The sequence below is a fragment of the Streptomyces sp. NPDC005722 genome (assembly GCF_040630935.1).
Classification (GTDB): Bacteria; Actinomycetota; Actinomycetes; order Streptomycetales; family Streptomycetaceae; genus Actinacidiphila.
Map to the genome: position 1 here is coordinate 12,105 of NZ_JBEXYN010000003.1, position 25,078 is coordinate 37,182.

Annotated in this window: 19 protein-coding genes; 7 read left to right on the top strand and 12 right to left on the bottom strand. The window is 72.7% G+C overall.

Going from position 1 to position 25,078, the window contains the following annotated elements; all coding sequences use genetic code 11:
* Positions 1-10: 10 nt before the first annotated feature.
* Together ABZ479_RS04125 and ABZ479_RS04130 are read right to left on the bottom strand one after the other, a co-directional pair.
* Entirely contained in the window at positions 11-1,639 is a 1,629-nt protein-coding gene (locus ABZ479_RS04125) for a purple acid phosphatase family protein (RefSeq protein WP_500459759.1), read from the bottom strand.
* Positions 1,640-2,001: 362 nt separating this feature from the next.
* On the bottom strand, positions 2,002-2,271 hold the full coding sequence (locus tag ABZ479_RS04130; protein WP_500459760.1) for a hypothetical protein: 270 nt from the start codon (positions 2,269-2,271) through the stop codon (positions 2,002-2,004).
* A gap of 328 nt (positions 2,272-2,599) precedes the next feature.
* On the opposite strand from ABZ479_RS04130, the gene ABZ479_RS04135 reads away from it, so the two are divergent.
* Positions 2,600-3,565 carry an ATP-binding cassette domain-containing protein gene (locus ABZ479_RS04135; RefSeq protein ID WP_500459762.1) on the top strand — a complete coding sequence of 322 codons (966 nt, stop codon included), beginning with the start codon at positions 2,600-2,602 and terminating at the stop codon, positions 3,563-3,565.
* The gene (locus tag ABZ479_RS04140) at positions 3,562-4,353 is read left to right on the top strand and encodes an ABC transporter permease (protein ID WP_500459763.1); all 792 of its coding nucleotides are present in this window, start codon (positions 3,562-3,564) and stop codon (positions 4,351-4,353) included. The genes ABZ479_RS04135 and ABZ479_RS04140 overlap by 4 nt, the downstream gene beginning before the upstream one ends.
* Here ABZ479_RS04140 and ABZ479_RS04145 read toward each other — a convergent pair.
* The 3 genes from ABZ479_RS04145 to ABZ479_RS04155 all read right to left on the bottom strand — a co-directional run bounded on the left by ABZ479_RS04145 (position 4,334) and on the right by ABZ479_RS04155 (position 8,784).
* Positions 4,334-7,471: an ATP-binding protein gene (locus ABZ479_RS04145; protein WP_500459765.1), complete on the bottom strand. Its 3,138-nt coding sequence runs from the start codon at positions 7,469-7,471 to the stop codon at positions 4,334-4,336. The two genes, ABZ479_RS04140 and ABZ479_RS04145, sit on opposite strands and share 20 nt — an antisense overlap.
* Before the next feature lie 375 nt (positions 7,472-7,846).
* Positions 7,847-8,203 carry a hypothetical protein gene (locus tag ABZ479_RS04150; protein WP_500459767.1) on the bottom strand — a complete coding sequence of 119 codons (357 nt, stop codon included), beginning with the start codon at positions 8,201-8,203 and terminating at the stop codon, positions 7,847-7,849.
* Positions 8,204-8,319: 116 nt separating this feature from the next.
* The gene (locus ABZ479_RS04155) at positions 8,320-8,784 is read right to left on the bottom strand and encodes a hypothetical protein (protein ID WP_500459768.1); all 465 of its coding nucleotides are present in this window, start codon (positions 8,782-8,784) and stop codon (positions 8,320-8,322) included.
* A 197-nt stretch (positions 8,785-8,981) separates the two neighbouring features.
* Between ABZ479_RS04155 and ABZ479_RS04160 the strand changes: the two genes are divergently transcribed.
* Positions 8,982-9,263 carry a hypothetical protein gene (locus tag ABZ479_RS04160; RefSeq protein WP_499600432.1) on the top strand — a complete coding sequence of 94 codons (282 nt, stop codon included), beginning with the start codon at positions 8,982-8,984 and terminating at the stop codon, positions 9,261-9,263.
* Positions 9,264-9,380: 117 nt separating this feature from the next.
* Here ABZ479_RS04160 and ABZ479_RS04165 read toward each other — a convergent pair whose 3' ends face one another.
* The 5 genes from ABZ479_RS04165 to ABZ479_RS04185 all read right to left on the bottom strand — a co-directional run bounded on the left by ABZ479_RS04165 (position 9,381) and on the right by ABZ479_RS04185 (position 16,029).
* Positions 9,381-9,575: a hypothetical protein gene (locus ABZ479_RS04165; protein WP_500459769.1), complete on the bottom strand. Its 195-nt coding sequence runs from the start codon at positions 9,573-9,575 to the stop codon at positions 9,381-9,383.
* 646 nt (positions 9,576-10,221) lie between these two features.
* A complete protein-coding gene (locus ABZ479_RS04170; RefSeq protein ID WP_500459770.1) occupies positions 10,222-12,885 on the bottom strand; it encodes a hypothetical protein in 2,664 nt (887 codons plus the stop codon).
* The gene (locus ABZ479_RS04175) at positions 12,882-13,799 is read right to left on the bottom strand and encodes a carbohydrate ABC transporter permease (protein ID WP_500459772.1); all 918 of its coding nucleotides are present in this window, start codon (positions 13,797-13,799) and stop codon (positions 12,882-12,884) included. The genes ABZ479_RS04170 and ABZ479_RS04175 overlap by 4 nt, the downstream gene beginning before the upstream one ends.
* Complete coding sequence (locus ABZ479_RS04180) at positions 13,796-14,695, bottom strand: carbohydrate ABC transporter permease (RefSeq protein WP_499600428.1); 900 nt, start codon at positions 14,693-14,695, stop codon at positions 13,796-13,798. Before ABZ479_RS04180 ends, ABZ479_RS04175 begins: the two co-directional genes overlap by 4 nt.
* A 50-nt stretch (positions 14,696-14,745) precedes the next feature.
* The gene (locus tag ABZ479_RS04185; RefSeq protein ID WP_500459773.1) at positions 14,746-16,029 is read right to left on the bottom strand and encodes an ABC transporter substrate-binding protein; all 1,284 of its coding nucleotides are present in this window, start codon (positions 16,027-16,029) and stop codon (positions 14,746-14,748) included.
* A 301-nt stretch (positions 16,030-16,330) separates the two neighbouring features.
* Between ABZ479_RS04185 and ABZ479_RS04190 the strand changes: the two genes are divergently transcribed.
* Both ABZ479_RS04190 and ABZ479_RS04195 read left to right on the top strand, forming a co-directional pair.
* A complete protein-coding gene (locus ABZ479_RS04190) occupies positions 16,331-17,359 on the top strand; it encodes a LacI family DNA-binding transcriptional regulator (RefSeq protein ID WP_500459774.1) in 1,029 nt (342 codons plus the stop codon).
* 535 nt (positions 17,360-17,894) lie between these two features.
* Positions 17,895-20,624: a glycosyl hydrolase family 95 catalytic domain-containing protein gene (locus ABZ479_RS04195; protein ID WP_500459775.1), complete on the top strand. Its 2,730-nt coding sequence runs from the start codon at positions 17,895-17,897 to the stop codon at positions 20,622-20,624.
* 67 nt (positions 20,625-20,691) lie between these two features.
* Here the strand turns inward: ABZ479_RS04195 and ABZ479_RS04200 are convergent, their stop codons facing one another.
* Both ABZ479_RS04200 and ABZ479_RS04205 read right to left on the bottom strand, forming a co-directional pair.
* Complete coding sequence (locus tag ABZ479_RS04200; protein ID WP_500459776.1) at positions 20,692-22,497, bottom strand: sensor histidine kinase; 1,806 nt, start codon at positions 22,495-22,497, stop codon at positions 20,692-20,694.
* A complete protein-coding gene (locus ABZ479_RS04205) occupies positions 22,494-23,192 on the bottom strand; it encodes a response regulator transcription factor (RefSeq protein WP_499600423.1) in 699 nt (232 codons plus the stop codon). The genes ABZ479_RS04200 and ABZ479_RS04205 overlap by 4 nt, the downstream gene beginning before the upstream one ends.
* 123 nt (positions 23,193-23,315) lie before the next feature.
* Here ABZ479_RS04205 and ABZ479_RS04210 point away from each other — a divergent pair, with 123 nt between their 5' ends.
* Both ABZ479_RS04210 and ABZ479_RS04215 read left to right on the top strand, forming a co-directional pair.
* Positions 23,316-23,939, top strand: coding sequence for a hypothetical protein (locus tag ABZ479_RS04210; protein WP_500459777.1), 624 nt, complete (start codon positions 23,316-23,318; stop codon positions 23,937-23,939).
* Positions 23,923-25,074, top strand: coding sequence for an efflux RND transporter periplasmic adaptor subunit (locus tag ABZ479_RS04215; protein WP_500459778.1), 1,152 nt, complete (start codon positions 23,923-23,925; stop codon positions 25,072-25,074). The genes ABZ479_RS04210 and ABZ479_RS04215 overlap by 17 nt, the downstream gene beginning before the upstream one ends.
* The last annotated feature ends 4 nt before the right edge of the window (positions 25,075-25,078 follow it).

A 25,078-nucleotide genomic window follows, 5' to 3' on the forward strand; every position in this document is an offset into this window, starting at 1 on the left:
TCGCGGTGGGTCAGTGGTGGTCGTGGCCGTGGCCGTTGCCGCCGTCACTGCGACGGCGCTGCAGCGTGAACTTCTCGAACACCGACAGCTCACCGGTGGGCGTGATGATGTTGTAGTAGGTGACGTGGATGCGGGTCATGTCACCGGCGTGACGGCCCGGGTCGACGGAGAACTCGGCGAAGCCGTACGGGTGCTCGGCGTCACGGACGCCGATCCAGACCGCCGTCTCCTTCTCCTTGACGGAGTTGTACTTGCCGACGTGCTCCATCTGGACGTACGCCGAGTGGTGCCCGTGGCCGTCGGCGTCGTCGGTGGTGAAGGTGTTGTTGGTGATGCCGGACACACCGCCGCCGCCGAGGACCATGTGCGTCGTGCCGTGCTCGCTCTCGATCACGTCGAGCGCGGCCTGACTCGGGTTGGGCGTGAGGGTGACGCTGCCGGGGACGACGCCGCGCACCGCCAACGAGCGCTCGTAGTCGTGCTCGTGGCCGCAGACCACCAGGTCGACGCCGTACCGGTCGAACAGCGGGCCGTACGCCGCGCGCAGCGCGACGTCGGCGCCGTTCGCGCCGGTCGCCGAGCTGATCATCACCTGGTGCATGCAGACGACGATCCAGTCGATGTCCTTCGAACCCCGTGCGGCCTTGAGCTCCTTCTCCAGCCAGGCGAGCTGCCGGCCGCCGGAGTAGCCCTTGATGTAGATGTCGCCGCCCTCCTGCAGCGCGATGTCGTCGTTCTGCAGGACGATCACCTTCACCGCGCCGACCGTGAAGGAGTACCAGAGGTTGTCGAGCTCGGGCTGGTTCTCGGTCGAGGGCAGCTCGAAGTAGGTCTGGTACGCGTCGAGACCGAGCTTGCCGTTGGCCAGCTCGATCTCGTGGTTGCCCGCGGCCGGCATCCACGGACGGAACCGCGCCGAGCGGCTGTTGTTGGCGAGGAAGTCCTTCCAGACGCGGAGGCGGTCCGGCCCGGTGTTGGCGTAGCAGAGGTCGCCGTTGAGGAGGTTGAACAGCGGGCCGACCTTCTCGATGCCGGTGACGATGTCGGCGGCGGCGGGCGTGGCGTTGGGCTCGAAGTCGCGGCCCGAGGCGTCCGCCGGGTTCGCACCGGTCTTCCACGTCACGCTGGGCGCACCCTGGTCACCGAAGCTGGTGAAGGTGAACGGCGCCCTGCCCGACGGGGCCGTGTGGAAGGTGCCGGCGTCGGGGGTGGCACCGTCGTGCTGGGCCGCGTACAGGTAGTCGGTGTCGGCCCTGAGCTTGCCGAGCAGCGCGTGATGGGCCCAGACGGTCCGCCCGGAGGTGCCGTCCACGTAGGTCTTCGTCTTCGCGTGCACGGTGGAGCCGAAGCCGCCGCTCAGCGTGCCGTAGACGACCCGCGGGTTCTTGACGGCCGCGTCGGTGATCCACGACACGACCATCTGGCTGCGCGGGTCGGCGCCGAAGGTCAGGTGCAGGCCCTGGACGGGGGTGGTGGGCGAGCCGGTGGTGAGACCGGTGACCTCCGAGTGCGCCGGGGCCGCCTCGGCGGTTCCGGCGCCGAGGACCAGCGGCCCGGCGGCGGCGCCGGACACGGTCGCGCCGAACAGGCCGAGTGCGTTGCGGCGAGAGATGCGGGTTTGCTTGCGTTCTTCCGGCATTCCGGGGGCCTTTCGCGTCGTCGGTTGCAGTCGCACACCGACCGGACTGCAGCGCTCCGAACCTGACAGCGGGCTGCGGCAGGTCAGCGGTGCGCGCACTCACGGACGCTAGGAAGCACGGTCGACCGGAGCGGTGAGACGGGTGTGAACGACAGATGGCGGTCACCGCAACGGACTCCCATTCCGGACGACATGACCCTTTCTTGACCAATTCTTGGAAAGATCGGGGTGTTCGGGCGCGCTCCCGTCACTCGTGACGAAGCCGACACCGCGCGGCCCGGAGCGCGGTGCCTTCGGTGACCGGTCGCAACAGGCGTTGCCCGCGGTGTCGTACGGCGGCGATGTCGCAGGAGCCCGCCGGGCTACAGGCGGACGAGCATCACGACTCCGGAGATCGCGAGGGCGGGGCCGATGATCGCGAACACCCAGCCGAGGGTCCTCGCGAGGGTGCGCCGGGTCTTGCGGGTGCGGTCGTCCGGAGGACCACCCCGTTTGCTGGCGTCGTGGAAGTCCTGCTGCATCTGGTCGTGGTGGGCGGCCACGGCGTCGGCGTTCGCAGCGGTGAGCAGACCCGTGAACGTCGCGCCCAAGCCGAAGAGCAGCAGGAAGACGGCCTCACCTCGCGGTGACATCCGTGCACCTGCAAGGAAGGTGAACTCGTCCACAGCAACTCCATGCCGGATCCGTCCGCCGTACCCGTCGTCATCACCCGTGGCCCGTCGCGGCGGTTCGGGGAACCTGCGCGTGCGGCCACCCTTTCACGCGGTACCCGCCGGCGGCGTGGCGGTGTGCCGCGACCGAGTCGGGGATCGAGCCGCAACCGGCCGCGGAGCGCGCGAGCGGGCGGCGGACGTGCCGTCGCCGCGCCGACCAGGGCGTTTCACCGGGTGGGCGGTGGACGGTGGTGGGTGAAACCGCGCTGAAAGGTCGTTGAGCGCGGCCCCGCGCAGACTCCAGGGCATGACAACGACCCACGCATCCGCCATCGCGGCCACGGGGCTGCGGAAGTCCTTCGGGGACAAGCCGGTCCTCCAGGGCATCGACCTGCACGTGCCCACGGGCACGGTCTTCGCCCTCCTGGGCCCCAACGGCGCGGGCAAGACCACCGCCGTCAAGATCCTCTCCACGCTCGTCACCGCCGACGCGGGTGACATCCGCGTCGGCGGCCACGACCTCGCCGTCGAGCCGCAGGCGGTGCGTGCCGCGATCGGCGTCACCGGTCAGTTCTCCGCCGTGGACGGGCTGATCACCGGGGAGGAGAACATGCTGCTGATGGCCGACCTGCACCACCTGTCCAAGAGCGAGGGCAGGAAGGTGACCGCCGCACTGCTGGAGCGGTTCGACCTCACGGAGGCGGCCAAGAAGCCGGCGTCGACCTACTCCGGCGGCATGAAGCGCCGCCTCGACATCGCCATGACGCTGGTCGGCAGCCCCCGCATCATCTTCCTCGACGAGCCCACCACTGGCCTGGACCCGCGCAGCCGCCACACCATGTGGCAGATCATCCGCGAGCTGGTCTCCGACGGCGTCACCGTCTTCCTCACCACCCAGTACCTGGAGGAGGCCGACGAACTCGCCGACCGCATCGCGGTGCTGAACAACGGCACCATCGCCGCCGAGGGCACCGCGGAGGAACTCAAGCGGCTCATCCCCGGCGGCCACGTACGGCTCCGCTTCACCGACCCCGCCGCCTACCGTTCCGCCACCGACGAACTGCGCGGGGCCACCCGGGACGACGAGGCGCTGACCCTGCAGATCCCCAGCGGCGGCAGCCAGCGCGAGCTGCGCTCGATCCTCGACTGGCTGGACACGGCCGGCATCGAGGCGGACGAGCTGACCGTGCACACCCCCGACCTCGACGACGTCTTCTTCGCCCTCACCAGCCCCGTCAGCGTCCCCGACCAGCCCAAGGAGAACGTCCGATGAGCACCCTGTCCCTCGCGGTCCGCGACTCCGGCACCATGCTGCGCCGCAATCTGCTGCACGCGCGGCGCTACCCGTCCACCACCCTGAACCTGCTGCTCGCGCCGATCATGCTGCTGCTGCTGTTCGTCTACATCTTCGGTGACGTGATGAGCGCGGGCATCGGCGGCGGTGGCGCCGACCGCTCCGAGTACATCGCCTACATCGTCCCCGGCATCCTGATGATGACCGTCGGCAGCACCGTGATCGGGGCCGCCGTGTACATCTCCATGGACATGAGCGAGGGCCTCATCGCCCGCTTCCGCACCATGGCCATCCACCGCGGCTCCGTGATCATCGGGCACGTCGTCGGCAGCGTCCTGCAGTGCGTGGCCAGCGTCGTCCTCGTCGGGGCCGTCGCCGTCGCCATCGGCTTCCGGTCCACGGACGCGACGGCCCTGGAGTGGCTGGCGGCGTTCGGGCTGCTCGTGATGTTCTCCCTGGCGTTCACCTGGATCGCGGTCGGCATCGGCATGGCCAGTCCGAACGCCGAGGCGGCCGCCAACAGCGCCCAGCCGCTGATCCTGCTCCCGCTCATCTCGAGCGCCTTCATCCCGGCCGACACGATGCCGGGCTGGTTCCAGCCGATCGCCGAGTACCAGCCGTTCACCCCGGCCATCGAGACGCTGCGCGGCCTGCTGCTCGGCACGGAGATCGGCGTCAACGGGTGGATCACGGTCGCCTGGTGCGCGGGCCTGACCGTGCTCGGCTACCTCTGGTCGACCGCGCAGTTCAACCGCGACCCGAAATGAGCGCGCGGGCTGCCTCCCGCAGCCCCTCCCGCCCGAGGGCGGCGTACTCCGACACCGCGTCGGCGTACGCCGCCCCGTCCGTCTCCTCGGCGGCCCGCCGGGCACGGTCGAGGGACATCGTGGGCTGGAACACCTGGGACACGTGCAGTCGTCCCGCCAGCGCCAGCAGGCGCACCGCCGACGCGTCGCCCGCCGCCAGCCGCGCGAGGCCCAGGGCCAGTACGCCGGTGCCGTGCCGCAGCACCTCCCCGGCCGGGCCGGAGCCGTCGGCGAGCGCGGTGCGCAGCCGGCCGTCCAGTTCGGCCACCAGGCCGGCGACCGGCTCCAGCCGCCCGGCGTACGCGTGCGCGGCCACCGCGTGGGCCTCGATCACCCGCGCCCACGCGTCCATGGTGGGATCGGCGGGCGGCCGGTCGCCCGCGCGCTGCTGCTCCACGGCCATCCGCCAGCGGCCCAGGCCCAGTTCGGTGAGCCCGCGGGCCAGTGCGATCTCCGCCGAGGCCGCCAGGTCGGGCGTGTGGGCGGCGGCCTGCTCCCCGGACCCGCTCCGTTCCACCCGCCGCAGCCATTCCTCGGCCTCGTCCGGCTCACCGCGCTGCAGGCAGGCCAGGACGAGGCCCCGGCGCAGGCCCGTCGTGGGCGACTGGTCGCTCAGGTGCGTCAGGGTGTCCAGCGCCGCCAGCAGGTGCCCGTACGCCTCCTCGCCGAGGCCGGCGTCCGCGCACAACTCGCTGCAACGGGAGTGGCCGAGGAGCCGCAGCGACGGGTTGGGCACGGCGTCGACCATGGCCAGCATCCGCCGGGCGGAGGACAGCGCGCGTTCCGGCTCGTGCTCGTACTCCCAGAGGTAGCTGGCCACGCATTCGGCGATGCCCGCCAGCAGCGGTGCGTCGCTCCCGCTCAGCTTGCGCAGCGCCTCGTAGCCGGGCGGGCGCATGTCCGGAACGGCGCACAGCACCGTGGCGAGCGCGCGCAGGAGGGTGTCGGGCTCCGCGGACGGCAGCCGGCGCAGGGTCACGAGGTGGCGCGGCCGGACGGGCCCGAACCCGATGAACGGGCCCGCGGTGCAGACGGCGCTGAGGGTGCGGGTGACCTCGATGTGCGGGGCGTCGGGGCGGTAGTGCGACAGCGGCGCCGCGGTGTCGGCGGCCAGGGTCAGCACGCGGTGGAAGCTCGCCGAGTCGGTCAGCCACACGCAGGCCAGCACCGCACCGGCCGCGGCGGTGGTGGCGTGGTCCGCGCGGGCCAGGGCGATCCGCAGGGCGAGGACGAGGTTGTCCTGCTCCGCGCGCAGCCGGGCCCAGTGCCGGAGCGGCTCGGCGCTGAACAGCACATCGTGGTTGGCGAGTCCGAACCGCCGTGCCCAGCCCAGGAACCGGTCCGTGACACCGTCCTCCTCGCCGGCGGCCGCCCGCCGGGCGGCGCTGAACTCCCGCACCGTCTCCAGCATGTGGAAACGGATCCCGGCCGCCGTGTCGGCGGCCTTCAGCAGCGACTGGTCCACCAACTGCTCCAGCACATACGGCGCGTCGCCCCCGTCGCCCTGCAGCTGTTCGGCGGCCTCGCCGGAGAAGCCACCGGGGAAGACCGACAGCGCACGCAGCGCGGCCCGCGCGTCGTCCTCCAGCAGGTTCCAGCTCCACTCCACGACCGCGAGGAGCGTCCGGTGCCGCTCGGGGGCGTCCCGGCTCCCGCCGCGCAGCAGCGTGAAGCGGTCGCCGAGACGCCGGGCGATCTCGGGAACGGACAGCACCCGCACCCGCGCCGCCGCCAACTCCACCGCGAGCGGCAGCCCGTCCAGGTGCCGGCACAGCTCGGCGACCGCGTCGGGCGGCAGCTCGACGTGATGCCGCGCGGCCCGGGCCCGCTGCTCGAAGAGCGCGACCGAGGTCGCCAGGCTCAGCTGCGGCAGCTGGTACACCGCCTCCGAACTCAGCCCCAGCGGTGCCCTGCTGGTGACCAGCACCCGCAGGTCACGGGAGAGCGCCACGAGTTCCCGCACCAGGCCGGCGGCGCCCCGGACGACCTGCTCGCAGTTGTCCAGCACCAGCAGCGCGGGGCCGGTGCCGAGGGATGCGACGATCCCGGCGGCCACGTCCGCCCCGCCGCCGTACGCCGCGACGCCACCGCGGGGCGCGTCCCCGCCGCCGAGCGCGGACGCCACCTCGCCGGCCACGTCCTCGTCCGCACCGACGCCGGCCAGCGAGACGAAGTGCACCACCCGCTGTTCCGCCCGGCGGCTGACGGCGTGCGCGAGCCGTGTCTTGCCGAGCCCGCCGGGACCGACGATCGAGACCAGTCGCGAGGAGTGCAGCAGCCCGTCCACCGCCGCCAGGTCCTCGTCCCGTCCCAGCAGCGGGTTCGGGTCGTGCGGCACCCCGTACCGGACCGCGGGGGCCTCGGTCTGCAGCAGTTCCCGGTGCACGGCCCTGAGCGCGGTGCCCGGATCGGTGCCGAGGTCGTCGCGGAGCTCACGCCGGTACGCGTCGTAGCGGGCGAGGGCCGCCGAGGGACCGGCCGTCGCGGCCTCGGCGCGCAGCAGTTCGGCCAGCACCTCCTCGTCGCGCGGCGCCCCGGCGAAGACCTCGGTCAGCGGCGTCAGTGCCTCGGCCCGCCGTCCCAGCCGGGCGAGCGCGAGGGCGCGGGAGCGTGCGAGGGCGGCGTACAGCGGTGCCCGCTCGGCGCGCAGTTCCGCCACGGGGTCGCCCGGGGCGGCGTCGGCGTCCGGGGCCGTGTCCCAGAAGGCGAGGCCCTCCTGCGCGCCGGCCAGGGCGGCCGCGTGATCCCCGGCCCGGGAGTGCCGGGCGCTCGCCTCGGCGCGGCGCAGCACCGCCGAACTGTCGACCTGCTCCTCGTCCAGGGCCAGCCGGTAGCCGGTCGGGGTGCTGACGACGACGTCGGGCCCGAGCTGCGAGCGGGCCCGGGAGACCAGGATCCGCAGCGCGTTCGCCGGGTTGGCCGGCAGCTCGTCCCGCCACAGCCCGTCCACCAGGCGCGAGGTGCTGCAACCGGCGCGCAGTTCGCCGGCGAGGAGCGCGAGCAGCCCGCGCAGCCGGGGCGCGGTGATCTCCCGTCCGCGGTAGGCCACGCGGGACAGGAGGGTCAGGTCGGTCGTCACCCGGTCAGGCTATCGACAGCGGTGTGCGGGGCGGCCGTTGAGGGCGACCGCGGAGGGTGCGGAGGGGGCGGCCGGCCCGGAACCGCAGCGGGCCGGGGCTAGGGCGTGTCGTCACATGAGCTCCCCCAGCTGGCGCTGGGAGGTGCCCCCACCGCCCGGAGGGCGGGCCGCACGGTGTCTGGTGCGGTGCATCGCAAGGCGGAGAGTCGTCCTCGTAGTGGGCTACTCGGACGATTCGACAACGCAGCGTGGGGGCACCTCCCAGCGGAGCTGGGGGAGTGCCGTGCCTGGGGGCACCTCCCAGCGCAGCTGGGGGAGCCGTGGGGTGGGGGCACCCCCGGCCGAAGGTTGGGGGAGGGCATGTGACGACACGGCCTAGGGGCCTTCCGTCGTGGCGCCGCGCCGTCGGCGTGCGATCCGTTCCAGCAGAAGGACATTGGTGAGCGCGGCGCAGACCAGCAGCGTCACGTTCAGTGTCGCGCTGCCGAGGCCCAGCCAGCCGGCCTCCGTTCCGTCCGGCCGGGCGACGGGCGCCCAGATCGAGCCGATCGCCGAGATCGCCGCATACCCGGCGTACATCGCCGGAAGGGCGACGGCGCCCGAGGGGAGGGTCAACGCGACGGCGGACAGGTAGAAGACGGCTCGTTCCTCGACGGCTCCCGCTACGGCCAGACCCGCGACCAGCGCAACGTAGGCCGCTGCCGTGACTTTTCCGTACGTACGCCTCAGCATCGGCCCCCACCCCGCGACTCCGCCCTGGGGTCAGGGTAGAGCGGGTTCCGCCGGCGACCCACCGCCGGCGCCCCGAAGGTCAACCGCGGGCTGTGCGCCCCGGCCTCCGGCGGGAGTCATCCGGGGGTGGGTGCCTCCAGCGTGTCCTGGCCTATCGCAAGCGAGACCAGCGGGGCGTCCTTCTTGGGAAGCGCGACCTCATGGCTTCCGTCAGCCGTGGTCAGCTCGTAGAACGCGAGCCTGCCGTTCAGCGGGACCTTCTTGTCGAGTCGCCTGAGCGCGAAGGGGCCGCCCAGCACCGTCTCCTGGCGCGTGCGGCGCTCACGCCACACCAGCGGCTGTCCCTGGGCGACGAACAGTGACCCGATCTTGAGGTGCTGTATCTGCCTGCCCTTGCCGACGTTCAGCATGACAACCCGGCCCACGGTCCGGCTGAGCGCGGCGACCTCGAAGACCTGGCCCTCAAGCAGATCGGCGGCGTCCCGTTCGGGAGTACGACGCCTGATGAAGGTCAGGGACAGGAGCAGGTCGACGGCGTTCGGCGTGCCGGCGGCGCGCCGGGCGGCTCTCGGGGAGGTCACGCGGTGATCTTGGCAGCCCGGCGCGGGGCCCGCAAGGGCCATGGCGACCGGGGCACCGAGCGGGACGATCACCGGGTCTCGTCGTCGCTCACCGCGGTTCCGTATGCCGCGCACCCTCGTCACCGGAAGTTCTCCCGGACAGCGGTGGGCGTGCCACCCGGCATGCGCACCGGTCCGGTGAGCGGCATCCTGTGGCTGTGTCCGCTTCCTTCCGGAGGGGCGATGCCATGCAGATGCGCTGGGAGATCAAGCCCGTCGCCCACGCGGGCCAGCAGGTCCACGACGTCGAGGCCGCTCTGCGGACCCTCTACCTGTGTGCCGACCGGGCCCGGGAGCGGGCGCCGGACGAGACCCCGGACCTGGACGAGGCGGTCACCGCCATGGCCGCCCGCCTCCTGACCGACGGTGCCCGCACGGTGCACCAGGGCTTCACGTGGTCCGCGACCGAGGGATCCGTCTACGTCGCGCTCACCCCGTAGGCGCCGGGGGCGGGGCCCCACCGGGGCTCGGGCAAGGAGCGTCGGTGGGGCCGTGTGGTGGCCCGTCCGGCCGCGTGTGCCGTCATCGCACGTGACCGGGCGGGCGTCCGGGACGCGTCAGGGGCTGCGTTCCGCGTGGGCGGGGGTCAGCAGACGCCAGTGGACGCCGGGACAGCCCGCCGGAACGGGTGGGAAGGTGTGTCCCTGCACGTCCGTGCTGGTGAAGCGGTGGCTTTTGCCGCAGGTGCACTCGTAGATGCCGCTGACCGGGACTTCCTCCCCGGGTCGGTGCATCCGGGTCTTCAGATCCACAATGTCCTCCTCGCCGGCCGGGGCCCCCGGGGGCCCGGCCTGCAAGGGCGCCGATCGCCGAGAGCACGGGCTCTCGGAGAGCCGCCCAGGGGTGCGTCAGGGGGCGGGCGGGCTCCGGAAGGGCGCCTTGCCTCCCGCCCGGCGCCGAAACCCCGAGGGGAGGAAATTCTGCGACCTGGCGGTGCGCATGCCGGCGCGCGATCACGTGCTCCCGCTCACGATCCCCTGCGGCGCCGGATCGCCCTCCGGGGTTTCGGCGGCGGGTCCGGGGTAAGGCGACCGGGCGGAGCCGCCCGCCCCCGGCGGTCGGCGCCCTTGAGGACCGGGGCCCCGCCCACTCAGGGCCTCAGGTCGGCGAGGAGGCCCGGGACGGACGAGCAGACCCGCACCCGCCGCCCCGGACGACTGCTCCGGCGGCGGCCGGAGCCTCCGCGCCGCCCGGACGGAGCGGGGCCCGTTGCCGTCCGATCCCCCGATCGCCCGCCCGGTCACACAACGGCTCGGGGCCGGCCGGGCGGGCCCACGCGCGGCCCCGCCGGAGTCCACCGACCCGGCCACGGCGGGGCCGCCCCCTGATCACCGTTCGTCCGCTCCGGAGCCCGGCGTGGGCAGCGCCCCGCACCGGTCACGCAGGTCACGCACCGGATCACGCGCCGGGCCCCGGCAGGTCGTAGCCGGCCGCGCGGACCCCGGTGAGCCGGCCGAACGCGTTCTCCAGAGGTCCGCCGCCCGGCCGCAGCACCTCCGCGGCGACGCCGAACAGACCCGCGAGCACCGCCTCGGTGACCGCGACCGCGGCCACGCTCTCCCGGTTGGAGACACCGCGTTCCGCCACCCGGTAACCGCCGTCGGCGGTCACCTCCATGGCCTGCCCCCACAGGGCCCCGGACGTCGCGCGGTGCGCCCGGCGCAGGACGCCGGCGGCGAGGTCCGGGCGGCCCAGGCGGCACAGGCCGTACGCGGTCGCGCCCGGCCAGGCGGCGAAGGCACCGGCCGCACCGTGGTCGGGGCGGTCGGAGAACGGGGCGACGGGATCGTCCGGGTCCAGGGCGCGCATCCAGTCGCCGTCGAGCAGCCGCCGGGAGACGAAGCCGACCATCTCCTCGCGGTGCGCCGGAGTGAGGTCCGCGGTCATGTCGGCGGCGACCAGCACGAAGTCCAGGCAGTGCCCGATGACGTCGTCCGTCCCCTGCGGGTGGCTGATGCGCCAGCGTCCGCCGCCCGCGTACCGGCCGAGCACCGCGCGGGCCAGCTCCGCGCCCTCCGCCTCGGCCTCCGCCGCCTCCGCGTCGCTGCCCAGCGACCGCAGCAGCGTGCCGAGGGAGCGCAGCATGCCGGCGTACCCGGCGTTGAAGGAGACGACGGCGTCCCGGTAGTTCGGCACGCACTCCAGCAACTCCCAGGCGTCGGAGCCCAGGTCGGCGAGGACGCCGCCCGCGTAGCGGGCACGTATCCCGCGCGGCCGGAAGGCCATCGCGCGCAGGTGGTCCAGCACGCCGCGGTCCCCGGCCCGTTCCGCGAGGAGGCCGGTGTCCCCGGTGACGGTGACGTACGCCGTGACCGTCCGGAAGAGGGCGTGGTCGTTGGCGGCGTAGTGGTTCCCCACCGGGAGCAGGTTGCGCGTGTCGAAGGAGTGGCAGTGCTCGTAGGGCTGGGCGAGGGCGGCCAGCAACCAGGCGCGCAGGCCGCGGGGCTCCAGCATCGCGGCGGTGCGGGCGAACTCGGACTGGTCCCAGAAGAAGGTCGTCGTGGGTCCCAGCCGCGGCCCTCCGGTGAGGAAGACCGGGCCGGTGCGCGACACCCGGGTGTTGCGCATGTACACCGCGAGGAGGGCGCCCAGGTAGTAGGTGCGGGCGAGGTCCGCGTCGTCGGTGTGCAGGGTGGGCAGGTGGCCGGAGAACTCCGGGTTGCCGGGGGTGAAGGCGTGCCGCCAGGTCGTCCGCCACCGCTCGGCGACCCCCGCGAACCCGGCCCCGAAGCCGTGTGCCGCCGCGAGGGCGGCGTTCCGGGTCCCGTCCCGCGACGAACCGATGTCGAGGACGAACTCCAGCACACGGGACCGGCCGGGCGCGAGCCGGACGTCCCAGTGCGCCAGGCCGCGGGCGCCGCTCGCGGTCAGGGCGTCGGGCGGCTCGGCGAAGGCGTACGCGGACCGCGCCGGGCTGCGTGAGTCGGCCACGCACAGAGCGCCGTCCTCCACGTGGGCGGTCCACCGCCGGCCCTCCCACCACGGCCGGGTACGGGCGCGCTCCGTGCCGTCGACGTCCAGGCGGGCGCCGTCGTCACCGAGGCGGAGCTCGACCCGGTGCCACCGCCCGGTGGCCAACGGCTCGGCGGTGACGACCCGTTCGCCGCCGATGCGCAGGAAGAGGCGGCCGTCGTCGAGTCCGATCGTCGCGGAGTCGGGGTGGTTGCCGTGGGTGATCACGGCGCCGTGGGCGGCGGCCCGGTCGACGCGCAGACGCAGGGCCAGGACGTCCCCTGAGCCGAGGGCCGCGGTACCGGCGCGCAGGTCGGTTCCCGGGCGTACGGTCCAGGCCGCTCCCTCCTGGCCGACCGCGGTGACCGTGCCGTCCGGCCGCCGGACCTCCAGCCGGTCCACCAGGCACGGGGCCCCGGGTTCGCGCACGCGGTCCGCGTCCGGGGCGGAGTGGTCGGGCAGTTCGGACTCCAGGAGCATGGGTGCCGCGTCCTCGTCGCGCTGGATGCCGGGGACGCGCGGCGAGCCGAGGCGCAGCCGGCGCTCGCCGTGGGGGAGGGTCTGCACCTGCCGCGGCCGGTCGGCCAGGACCTCGGCGCGCAGGCGTTCCGTGGCGTGGAAGTCGTGGTGGTGGCCGTGGTTCCACGGGGTGCCGTACAGCCAGCCCCAGTCCGTCTCGTGGTGCGCGAACATCGCGAGGAGTTCCTGCTCGACGCGGGCGTGCACGGGCTCGTCCGAGGTGTTGCGCAGCGTGATCCGCCACAGGAGCCGGCTGCGCTCGTAGCCCATCCGCACCTCGGTGTGCACCGTCAACGCGCCCCGGGTGGCAGCGCGTTCGACGCCCCAGGGGGACCAGCGCAGCCGGTCGGCGGCGAGCGGGCGGCCGTCGATCCGCAGCACGCCCGTGTGGTAGCCGCCGCTGTACGGCGGGAAGGCCAGCCAGGACAGCGACGTCAGGTCGGCGTTCACATGCCCTTGCCCCCACTGGTTGCGGAGGCTGGGCAGGTGCGCGAGGCGGCCGGCGGGCATCCAGTCGCCGGCGAGTTCGTCCAGCGGGGGCGGCCCCGCCGTGGCCGGGGCGGCCGCGGACGTCCGCGGCGTGGCGCTCACTTGGCCGATCCCGCCGTGAGACCGGCCGCGAACTGCTTCTGCATCAGCAGGTACCCGGCCACCGGGATGATCCCGGCGAGGAACATGGTGCCGAACAGCTGTCCGTAGTCCATCTGGTACTGCCCGACGGAGAGGTAGAGCCCGGTGGTGATGGTCTGGCCCTGCAGCGGGCCGAGGATGAACTGCGGGTTGAGGAAGTCGTTCCAGATCCACAGCGACAGGAAGATGGCGACGGTGGCGGTCGCCGGCCGCACCAGCGGCATGACGATCGTCCACCAGATCCGCAGTCCTCCGGCGCCGTCCAGCCGCGCGGCCTCCACGACCTCGGCGGGCACCGCCCGCAGGAAGCCGACGTAGACGAAGACCGCGAAGGAGAAGTACCCGCCGCCGAGGTTGGACAGGATGAGCCCGGGATACGAGTGGTCCAGGCCGAGGAAGGTCAGGATCCGGATGGTGGGCAGCAGCACGACCTGCGGCGGGATCATCAGCCCGGCCGCGAGGACCGCCAGGATCGCCGCCCGCGGCCGGGTGCGCCGGCGCGAGATCCAGAAGCTGAACGCCGAGCCGAGCGGGATCAGCAGCAGCACCGAGCAGAGCACGACGATCAGCGAGTTGCGCAGTCCGAGCTGGATGAGTTGGTCGGGGCGGCCGAGCGCCGTGGTGAGGTTGCCGAGCGTCGGAGGGACCGGGGGCGCCGCGGGGTTGGCGACGATGGCGTCCTCGGTCTTGAACGCGTTGACGACGGTCAGGTAGAGGGGGCTGACGAAGAGCAGCACCACGACGACCGCGGCGGTCAGCCGGACCGGGGAACGCAGTGCGCGGTACCGCCCGGACCGGCCGGGCGCGGTCGCCGGCCGCTCCGGCCGCGTCGGGCGTCCGGTGGCGGGGCGGGCGGGGGCGTGCTGGACGGTCACAGGTCGATCTCCCTGCGGCGGAGGAGGCTCGTGACGGACAGGGCGATGACCGCGGACAGCGCCAGCAGGAACATGGCGACGGCCGAGGCGTAGCCGAACCGGTCGGTGGTGAACGCCGTCTTCACGATGTACTGCGCGGTGGACTGGGTGGCGTTGGCGGGCCCGCCGGAGGTGAGGACCTGGATGATGTCGTAGAGCTTGAGCACGGTGATCAGCGAGATGGTCACGCCGATGGTGGTGGCCGGGGCCACCATCCGCAGCGTGATCATCCGGAACCGCTGGTACGCGCCGGCACCGTCGATGGACGCCGCGTCGTACAGCTCGCGCGGGATGTTCTGCAGGGCCGCGAGGTGGACGACGGTGGTGAAGCCGGAGAGCACCCAGGCGACCACGACACCCACCGACAGCTGGGCGAGGTGCGGCCGGCCGAGCCAGTCCACCGGCTGGTCCAGCAGGTGGAGCTTCATGAGCGTGTCGTTGAGCAGCCCGTCCTGGGTGAAGATCGCCTTCCAGACGAAGCCGACGATCACCCCGGAGACCACCTGCGGCAGGAACGCGACGGTGCGCAGCACCCGGTAGGTGAGCCGGGTCCGGTCGAGCAGCATGGCGAGCAGCAGCCCGGCGACGTTCGCCACGGCCGTCACCCCGACGGCCAGCGCCAGGGTGAACAGGACGCTGGCGCGCAGCTGGGGGTCGTGCAGCATCTCCGAGTAGTTCTCGAACCCGATCCACTCGCTCCCGGACCTCAGGGGGTTCTCGTCGGTGAAACTGCTGCGCAGGCTCATGAGGACCGGGAGGACGATGAACACCGTGTAGAGCAGCAGGCCGAACGCGGCGATCAGACGGAGCCCGAGGTCCCGCGAGGCGTCGCGGAACCACGTCGACAGCGGTCTCACCCGCCTTCTCCTTTCCTGAGGTGTGGTTGTGTTGCTGATGACCTGTCAGGTCACTTCATGGCGGAGTCCCACGCCTGGTCGAGCTTGGCCATCTCGCCCTTGACGTCGTCGGTGTTGAACAGGGCCTGGGCGGCGGCGTAGAACTCGTTGTTCAGCGAGCCAGGCAGCGCGTCGTCGTTGGTGGCCCAGGCCATGGCGCTGACCTTGCCGTTGTCCTCGGTCACGAAGGCGTAGGAGTCGGTGAAGGCGGGGCTGACGTCGACGCCGTAGTCGTCGAGGGTCTTGTCCTTGAGCATGGGGAAGGCGCCGTCGCCCTCGATGAGGGCCTTGAGGTTGCCCGGGTCCAGCGACCACGCCTTGGCGAAGGCCATGGCGCCCTCCGGGTCCTTCGCCTTGGTGCTGATCGCCATCGAGCCGCCCACCGCGAAGGGCACGACGGTCGACCCGTCGTCGGTCGGCCAGGGGAAGACGCCGATGGTGTCCCACTGGTCCTTCGGGATCGAGCCGAGGTACCAGCTGCCCATGGGGTACATGGCGGCCTTGCCCGCGTTGAAGTCCTTGATGGAGTCTGCGTAGCTGACGTTGAGCGCGCCCTTCTCGAAGTAGCCCTTCTCCACCAGCGTGCGCATCTTGGTCGCGGCGGCCACCACGTCGGGGTCGGTGAACTTCACCGTGCCCTCGTGGCGTTGCCGGATCCACTGCGGGTTCCGGCCCAGCACGTCGGCGCTGAGCGCGCCGGTCAGCGGCATCCCGGCGGCGAACGGGTCGTTGCCGCCCAGTTCGATGGGGGTGACACCGGACGACTTCAGCTTCTCCGACACCCCGAGGAACTGCTTCCAGGTCGCCGGCGGGGTCACCCCGGCCTTCCGGAAGAGCTCCTTGTTGTAGAAGACCAGCGGGATGATCTGCGAGTTGGTCGGCGGGATGTAGACCTTGCCCTTGATGGCGTTGCCCTGCGGCAGGAGGAAGTTGCGGTCGATCCAGGTCTGCTCGTACGGGGTGAGCAGGCCGGCCTCGGTGTACTGCGCGGGGGTGATGGACTGCAGCAGGTCCGGGAACTGGCCCGAGGCCCGCAGCTGCTTGGCGTACGAGTCGCGGTCGGTGCTGGGCGCGACCACCTGCTTGATGGTCACCCCCGGTGCCGCCTTCCGCGCCCTGGCGATCGAGTCCTCCCAGAACACCGGGGTCAGGGTGGGGGTGTTGAACGTCAGATAGGTGAGGGCGCTCCCGTCGGCCCCGCCGGAGGCGGTGGAGGAGCAGGCGGCGAGCAGGGAGAGTGCGGTGGCTGCGAGGAGAGCGGTGCTGCGCCTGCCGACGGCCGTTCTTCTGGGCATGGCGGGTCCCTTTCCGGGTGTGGAGTCGCCGGGAGACAGGTGTCCGGTCCTCCGGGAGGCACGGCGTACGGCCCGGGCGGCGCCCCGCGGCACCCGGCGAACGACCGCATCCCGACTGTGGGATAACGTTGTCTCGCCCAGTACAGTAGGGTCCCCTGACAGCAAGTCAAGTCCTCCGAGGACCACGGGCCGGTTCCGGAACGCACCCGGGGGCGCGCGAGGTCCCGGCAGGGGGGACCGGCAGACTCCCGGGGACACTGCGGACGCAGGGGAACGGGAGAACCGCGAGAGGGGAAGCCACGTGCCCGGTACCGACGCCGTCGGAAAGAGCGGTCCGCACCGGCCGCGCCGTCCCACGATGGTGGACGTGGCCCGCGAGGCCGGCGTGGCGCTGCGCACGGTGTCGCGCGTGGTGAACGGCGACACCACGGTGGGCGAGGACTTCGCCGGGCGCGTCAGGGCGGCCGTCGACCGGCTCGGCTACCAACCCGACGAACGCGCACGCCAGTTGCGCAGCGGCCACAGCGGGGCGATAGGCGCGGCGGTCCGTCACATCGCCGACGCGCACCCCGTGCTGCGGGCGATCGACGAGACCGCCAGGGCCGCCGGCCTCACCGTGGTGGCCATGTCGACCGAGGACGACGAGGAACGCGAACGCGAGGCGGTGACGTCCATGTGCCGCCGCCGCATGGACGGCATCATCATCGAGCCGATCGCCCAGGACCACCACTACCTCCAGCCCGAGATCGACTCGGGCCTGCCCGTGGTCGCCTTCGACCGCCCGGCGGCCGGCCTGGACGTGGACACCGTGCTGACCGACAACCGGGGCGGCATAGGGCAGGCGTTCGCGCACCTCACGGCCCAGGGCCACCGCCGGATCGGCTACATCGGCGACGACGAGCGCATCCACACCGGGCGCGAGCGCGCGACCGCGTTCCGCGACGCGCTGTCCGGGATCGGCGGGCCGCTCGACGGCATGGTGCACCCCGGTCCCGTCGAACCGGCCCGCGTGGCCGCCGCGCTGGCCGCCCTGCGCGACCGTCCGGACCCGGCCACGGCCCTGGTCACCGGGAACTTCAGCACCACCGTCGCGGTCATCCGCGCGCTCGGCGCCGACTTCGGCGGCATCGCCCTGGTCGGCTTCGACGACTTCGGCCTCGCCGACCTGCTGCGCCCCGGCGTCACGGTCGTCGCCCAGGGCGACGAGGAGATCGGCCGCACCGCGATCGAACTCCTCACGGCACGCCGTGCGAACCGGTCGCGGCCGACCCGCAGGGTCATCGTCTCCACGCGGCTGATCCCCCGCGGATCCGGCGAGCTGGCGCCCTGACGGCGGCGCGGGACCGTTGTGCTCCCGCGGACCACCGAAACATCGGAAGACAACGTTCTCCCAGCCGGCCCTCGCTCCCGGAAGGCATCCGGGTGTCCCGCACGGAGGCCGGACACCCGCGGCACCGTGCGGTGGGCCGCACGCCTGAGTGCCCCGTTCGCCGCGGCCCCTCGCCGTCGCGCGTGTGCCGTACAACGACCGGCGCGGCAACCCGCAGCCCCGGTGCGGCCGACCGGGACGTTTTGCGCTGAGTGTTGACCGGCCAAGACATCCGATGTTCACTTCCTTTGACGCGGCCATGTCGACGTCACGTCGTACCCCCGTGCGTCGTACCTCGGCTTGTCGTGCGCGCTTTGGGCGCCTGATCTGCGCATCGCTTCCGCGTGCCCGCGCACGGTGCGGGGGAGGGAGTGCGCTGACGAAGCGTTCCGGGCGAGTCATCCGATCAATCGGGTTCCACCTCCACCGGTCGCGCTCCAGCCGCGCGCTGTCCCGCACCGGTCCTCACCCCCATGACCCGTAGGGAGGGCATTCGATGAGACTGCGCAGACTCGTGCGAGCCGCGCTCGCAGCCGTCTGCATCATGACCGCGACCGCCGTCGGCCTCTCGGCCCCGGCCGTGGCGGCACCGACGGACGCCGCGTTCGACTCCGCCACCGGCGCCCTGAACGTGGACCGCGGCGCCTACATGTCCAAGCACGACGTCGTCTACAACCGGCCCACCACCAACCCCCTGCACGGGCTGACCGTCGGCAACGGCCGTACGGGCGCGATGGCCTGGCAGAACAACGGGCTGACCATGCAGGTGTCCGGCGTGGACACCTCGCAGCAGACGGCGTTCGGCGCGGGACTGCTCAACCTGTCCACGACCCCGGCGCTCGAGAGCGGCTACAGCACCTACAAGCAGCGCCTGTCGCTCTACGACGGCACCCTCACCACCTCCTACGACGCCAACCGCACCGTGACCGTGATGGGCGTGCCGAACTCCGAGGTCATGGGCGTGCACGTGGAGGACTCGCGCTCCGGGGTCTCCGCGGTCAACCTCGACCTGGGCCTGTGGGACGTCTCCCAGCTGGGCAACAGCGGTGACGTGCCCAACCTCAACACCTGGAAGACGGTCTCGACGTACGCCGACTCCACCGGAGCCGGCATCAGCCGCGGCCAGTCCGACCCGCAGAACTTCGGCTACACCCTGGCCGCCACGGTGGAGGGGGCGGCCTACAGCACACGGGTCGTCGACGGCCGGACCGTCCGCCTGTCGATCACCCCGTCCCGCAGCTACACCATCTGGTTCACCGCCAGCACCCGGCTCAACGCGCCCTCGCACGACTCGGTGGCCGAGGCCAAGCGCGCCCTGGCGGCGGCCAAGAGCCGCGGCTACAGCGCGACGCTCGGCGACTACACGTCCTGGTGGCACAACTTCTGGGGCAAGTCGTTCGTGCAGTACTCGGGGCTGTCCGGGGACGCGGACTACCTGGAGAACATCTACTACCTGAGCACGTACATGATCGCCGCCGGCGGGTACGGGACCAATCCTTTCCACTTCATCAACGGCGTCTTCCGGGCCACCGGTGACCAGACCAAGTGGAGCAACGCGTACTGGTTCTGGAACCAGCGCGACGTCTACAACTCCTTCCTCGCCTCCAACCACGTCGACCTGATGGCCGGCTTCAACCGCCTCTACAGCGGCAACGCGGCGGCGCTGAAGGCGTACACCAGGACCCGCTACAACGTCGACGGGCTGTGGGTGCCGGAGACCATGGGCTGGGACGGCAACGCCCGCGGCACCGTCAACAGCGACTTCACCAACAACATCTGGTCGACGGGCACCGAGGCCGCGTACAACATGTACCTCCAGTACGCGTACAGCAACGACTCCGCCTACCTGCGCAACACCGCCTACCCGTTCATGCGGGACGTGGTGAAGTTCTACGCCGCGAAGCTGTCCTTCGACGCCGCCTCCGGTAAGTACTTCGTCGCGAGTTCGCACGCGCACGAGACGTACTGGAACGTGCCGAACGCGATCACCGACCTCGCGGCGGTGCGCACCTTGTTCCCCCTCGCGATCCGCGCGTCCCAGTCCCTGGGCCTGGACGCCGACCTGCGGCCGCAGTGGCAGCGGATCGTGGACAACCTGATCGCCTACCCGTCCACCGCGGACGTCTACCTGCCGCACACCCCGCCGCTCGCGCAGACCCGCAACGGGGAGAACGTGGCGGCCGAGATCATCTGGCCCTACGACCGCACCGGCATCGGCTTCCCGGACCAGCAGAAGGCCGTGAACACCTTCAACGCCCGGCCCTTCCCGTACGGCAACGTCTGGGCCAACGATGCCGTCCAGGCGGCCCGGCTGGGCCTCGGCGACCAGGCGTACCAGGGCATGAAGACGATGCTGCGCAAGTACCAGACCTATCCCAACGGCATGACCGACAACACCAACGGCGTCTTCGAGTACCTCGGGGTACACCTCGCGGCCCTCAACGAGTCGCTGCTCCAGTCCTACAACGACAAGATCCGGGTCTTCCCGGCGGTGCCGGGCGACTCCTCGTTCACCGGACGCTTCACCCTGCTGGCCAAGGGCGGCTTCACCGTCAGTTCGGAGCGCGAGGCCGGCGAGGTGAAGTACGTCGGCATCAAGAGCCTGTACGGCAACACGACCCGGGTCGTGAACCCGTGGGGGACCCAGCAGGTGAGGGTCCGCGACGTCACCGGCGGCACGACCGTGCTCACCACGACCGCGGCCGAGTTCGACCTGCCCACGGCCGCCGGAAGGGTCTACGTGGTGGAGCGCACCGCCAAGCCGCTCTCCTCCTACACGCCCGTACGGCTCACCGGCACCGCGAACCAGGGGGAGAAGACCCTGAGCGGCACCACCTCCACCCTGGGCATGGCCCAGACGCCCAACCCCATGGTCAACAACACCCAGTTGACCTACGACAGCAACTGGCACCCCACCAGTGGGCGGGGCTACGGCGACTACAACGACGACACCCACCACAGCACCACGGTGAACGCCGTCGCCCAGTACACCTTCACCGGCACCGGAGTCGCCTACATCTCCGAGCGCAACGGCGACATGGGGCCGGTCGACGTCTACCTCGACGGCGCCCTCCAGGCGACGGTGGACCTGCGGGTCTCCGGCGCGCGGCAGGTGCAGCAGACCGTCTGGCAGCGCAGCGGCCTGACCAGGGGAACGCACACCATCCGCATCGTCAACCGCAGCACGTCGGTGGGGATGGTGGACGCCCTGCGCATCACACCGTAGGGCCTCCGCGGACCGGGGGAGGGACGTGCCCCCGGTCCGTGCCCCAGGTCGCGGGCGGAGCGTCAGGTCAGGGTGTGCGACCCGCTCCGCGCTCGTCACCCGGCAGCCGCAGGGTGAACAGCGACCCCTCGCCGTAGGTGCTCTCGGCGGTCACCGAGCCGCCGTGGGCCTGCGCGAGGTTGCGGACGATGGCGAGACCGAGGCCGCTGCCGCCCGTGCCCCGGTTGCGGGACTTCTCCGCGCGCCAGAAGCGGTCGAAGACCCGGGGCAGGTCCTCGGGCCGGATGCCGCCGCCCGTGTCGGCGACGGCGACGGCGACCGTGCCGCCCTCCCGGCGCGCCGTGACCGTGACGGTGCCGCCGGGCGGGGTGTGCCGGAGGGCGTTGGAGACGAGGTTCGCGACGGCCTGGCGAAGCCGTACGGGGTCGGCGACGACGGTGCCGATGCCGCCGGCGTCCGCCGCGCCTGCGTCGACGGAGAGGAGGACGCCCGCGTGGTCGGCGCGTCCGCGGTGCGCGGTGGCGACCTGCTGGAGGAGTTCACCGACGTCGCACGGCACCTTGTGCAGGCGCAGCGCGCCGGCGTCGGCGGCGGCCAGGTCCTGGAGGTCGTCGACGATGTGCTGCAGGAGGAGCGCCTCTTCGAGCAGCGAGCCGACGAGGGCGCGGTCGGCCGGGACGACCCCGTCGTCGGCGGCCTCCAGCCAGCCGCGGATGTTGCTCAGCGGGGTGCGGAGTTCGTGGGCGATGTCGCCCACCATCTCGGTGCGCAGCCGCTCCAGTTCGGTCCGCTGCCGCGACATGTCGTTGAACACCTCGGCGAGGCGGCCGATCTCGTCCTTGCCGGTCACCTGCACGCGTGCGGCGACGTCCCCCTCCTTCACGCGCTGGGCGGCCGCGGTGAGCGCGCGCAGCGGTCTGACCAGCTGCAGGCCCAGGCCGGCGGTGACGACGACGGTGAGCAGGAGCACGCCGGCGACGACCCCGGCCATGCGGAGGCGGTTCGGCGCGGACAGGTCGAACGGGGACGCGGCGGCCGCGTCCCGCGGTGAGCCGATGAAGAGCAGCGCGGGCGGCGCGACGTAGGGGGCGAGCTGCTCCCGGCGGGCGCTGTCCAGGCACGAGGAGACCAGCCCCTGGTCCACGGGTCCGCGGCTTCGCGTGGGCGTCCACGTGAGGTCGGGCGCGAGCTCCACGGGGCCGCTGCCCCGGCGGCCCAGGCAGGCGTCGACCAGGCCGTCGAGCCGGCCGAGCGCACGTGCCTCGGTGCGGGTGGGCCGGTCCAGGACGTCGGCGGCGCAGCGATCGCCGCTGTAGCCCGGCGTGCTCACCCGGGGCCGTCCGCTCGCCGCCGTGACGGTGGTCGCGGGCAGGCCCAGGTCCCGCAGGCACGCGACGCGGCGCTGTGCGAGGCCGGTCAGCCGCGTCCGTTCCGCCTGCGTCAGCCGGAAGGGACCGACGGCACGGGAGTCGATGCGGTCGCCGCCCGCGGACCCCGCGATGGCGGTGTCGACGGCGAGCGGGTCCACGGTCGCCGACGCCCGGTCCGGCAGCGGGGTCCGGTGGGCGGCGCCGGCGGAGTCGGCGATCGGCCGGCGGTCCTGGGTGGTGAGGACGACCCGGTGCCCGGTCTCGCGGGCGAGGCGGTCCACCAGCGGCTGCACGCCCCGCCAGTCGGTGTGCCCGGCGGCCCGGCCCAGGAGGGCCTCGTAGATCCGGGCGTCGTCGGAGATGACCTGGCCCTGCTCCTGCCGGATCGCCCGGGTGGTCGTACGGACCGCGAGCCAGGCGGTGGCCGCGATCGAGCACACGGAGACCAGCACCGACAGCGCGAGCAGCCGCACCACCAGGCTGCTGTGGAAGCGGCCGCTCACGGGGCGTCGGACAGCACGTAGCCGACCCCGTAGACGGTGAGCAGCCGCACCGGACGGGCGGGATCGGGTTCGATCTTCCGGCGCAGGTTCATCACGTGGGTGTCCACCGTCCGGACGGTGAAGTAGCGCCCCGTGCCGTGCAGCTGCCCGAGGATCTGCTCGCGGGTGAAGACCCGGCCCGGCTGGGCGGCCAGCGTCTCCAGCAGCCGGAACTCCCCGGGGGTGCACTCGACGCCGTTGCCGTCGCAGGTGACCTCATGCCGGGTGGGGTCGATGCGCAGGCCGCCGACGGTCAGCGTCGGGTCGGGTTCCGGGGCGGGCGGGCCGGAGGGCCGGGCGCGGCGCAGCAGGGTGCGCACCCGGGCGGTCAGCTCGCGCGGGCTGTACGGCTTCGACATGTAGTCGTCGGCGCCCAGGTCCAGGCCGAGCAGCAGGTCGTCCTCGGTGCAGCGGGCGGTCAGCATCAGCACCGGCAGGTCGGACTCGCGGCGCAGGATGCGGCAGACGTCGAGCCCGTCGACCTTCGGCATCATCACGTCCAGCACGAGCAGGTGCGGCGGGTCGCGGCGCAGCTCCTCCAGGGCGGCGCGGCCGTCGTGGACGACGGTGACCGCGTGCCCTTCGTGCTCGAGGTACACGCGCAGCAGCTGCGCCTGCTTCTCGTCGTCCTCGGCGACCAGTATGTGTGCGCTCATGGCCGGGAGTATAAGTACGGCAAGTGTCGTATTTGCGGCGTCGGGGTCCCGTCCTGGAGGGACCACGGGATGCCGATCGCTTCCTGACAGGTTCCCCACATTCACCGGCCACGATCGGTCGGCATGACCCACCCACACTTCCCGCACCGCGTGGCCGGCGCGGCAGCCGCCGTCGTCTGCGCCGTCCTGCTCACCGCCTGCGGCGGCTCCGGCGGCGCCGGCGAGGGCTCCGGAACGGCCACCGGCGACCGGTCCGGGGAACACGACGTCGCCTCCCTGGCGACCGGCCCCGCCGCGCCGGGGCCGCGGTCGTCGACGGCGGCGACGCCCGCCGGCGGCGAGCAGGGCCGCCCGCAGCTCCGCCTGGACAGCTCCGACGCCGAGCGCGACCGCTACTGGAACGCCTACGCCTCCTGCCTGAAGGAGCACGGGCACAAGATGCTCCTGTCCCGCGGTCCCTACTCGATCGACCAGAACGACAACAGCCCCACCGCCAAGGCCGCCGAGAAGACGTGCGCCGGCAAGCTGCCCCTCCAGCCGCCCGAGCTGGACCGCGACAGGAACCCGCACTTCGACGACGACTGGCGCGCCTACATCAAGTGCCTGAACTCCCACGGGCTCAAGGTCGTCTCGCTCTCCGACAACTCCGGCTGGACCTACGACGGCCAGAACACACTGAGTGAGGAAGAGGGGCTCAAGGTCGACAAGAGCTGCACGATGGAGGCCTTCGGTGGCAAGCACAGCTGAGCACCGCCTCCCCAAGCGGCGCCGGCGCCGGCTCACCGTGGCCCTGGCGGTCCTGCTCACCGCGGGCGGCGCGGGCGGCGCCACCGCCGCCTGGAGCGCCCGGCAGGGCAGTCCGCGGACGGCGCCGGACCACCCGGTACGGCTCGACACCGTCAAGGTCACCAGGACCGACCTGGGCAGCGACAGGACCCTGCCCGGCACCCTCGGCCACGGCCCGCTGCGGACGCTCAAGGGCACCGGCACCGGAGTGCTCACCGAACTGCCGTCGCCCGGCGCCACGGCCGTCCGCGGCAAGCCCCTGTACCGGGTGGACGACCGGCCCGTCGTCGTCTTCCTCGGCGACACCCCGTTCTTCCGCGCGCTGGACAAGCCGGGCCTGCGCGGCAACGACGTCACGGTGCTCGCGGACAACCTGCGGGCCCTCGGCTACGACGTCGGCGACACCGGCGGCGGCAGCGGCACGGGCGGAACCCGCGGCGGCGCGCCCTCGCGCTTCGCGAGCCCCGGCTCGGAGTTCACCCCCTCCCTGAGTGCCGCCCTGAAGCGCTGGCAGCGCGACACCGGCCAGGAGGCGACCGGCACCCTCCTGCCGGGTCGCGCGCTGGTGCTGCCGGGGCCGGTGCGGGTCAACACCGTCACCGCCGTCCCGGGCGACCCGGCCGAGGGCGAGGTGCTGACGTACACCACCACCGCGAAGTCGGTGGCGGTCAGTGTGGACGCGGCCGAGGTCGGTGCGCTCCGCACCGGGCAGAGCGTCATGATCACCCTGCCCGACAGCCGGGAGGTCCCCGGCACGGTCACCGCCGTGTCGCACGCCGTCCAGGGCGGCTCCGCCGACGACCCGACCGCGCAGACAGGAGCCCCCACGGTCGACGTCACCGTCACGCCGCGGCACAGCGCCGACGTGAAGGCGCTGGACTCCGCCTCCGTCCAGGTCCGCTTCAGCACCACCGACCGCAAGGGCGTCCTGGCCGTCCCGGTCACCGCGCTCCTCGCGCTCAGCGAGGGCGGCTACGCGCTGCAGCGCCCCGACTCCTCGCTGGTCCCCGTGGAGACGGGGATGTTCGCCGACGGCCTGGTGGAAGTGAGCGGCGCCGGGGTCGGCGAGGGCATGACGGTGGTGACCGCCTCGTGAGCAC

Coding starts and splice junctions, on each gene's coding strand:
- ABZ479_RS04210 (WP_500459777.1), top strand. CDS start 23,316: ATGACCCACCCACACTTCCCGCACCGCGTGGCCGGCGCGGCAGCCGCC.
- ABZ479_RS04140 (WP_500459763.1), top strand. CDS start 3,562: ATGAGCACCCTGTCCCTCGCGGTCCGCGACTCCGGCACCATGCTGCGC.
- ABZ479_RS04185 (WP_500459773.1), bottom strand. CDS start 16,029: ATGCCCAGAAGAACGGCCGTCGGCAGGCGCAGCACCGCTCTCCTCGCA.
- ABZ479_RS04150 (WP_500459767.1), bottom strand. CDS start 8,203: ATGCTGAGGCGTACGTACGGAAAAGTCACGGCAGCGGCCTACGTTGCG.
- ABZ479_RS04195 (WP_500459775.1), top strand. CDS start 17,895: ATGAGACTGCGCAGACTCGTGCGAGCCGCGCTCGCAGCCGTCTGCATC.
- ABZ479_RS04135 (WP_500459762.1), top strand. CDS start 2,600: ATGACAACGACCCACGCATCCGCCATCGCGGCCACGGGGCTGCGGAAG.
- ABZ479_RS04205 (WP_499600423.1), bottom strand. CDS start 23,192: ATGAGCGCACACATACTGGTCGCCGAGGACGACGAGAAGCAGGCGCAG.
- ABZ479_RS04125 (WP_500459759.1), bottom strand. CDS start 1,639: ATGCCGGAAGAACGCAAGCAAACCCGCATCTCTCGCCGCAACGCACTC.
- ABZ479_RS04130 (WP_500459760.1), bottom strand. CDS start 2,271: ATGTCACCGCGAGGTGAGGCCGTCTTCCTGCTGCTCTTCGGCTTGGGC.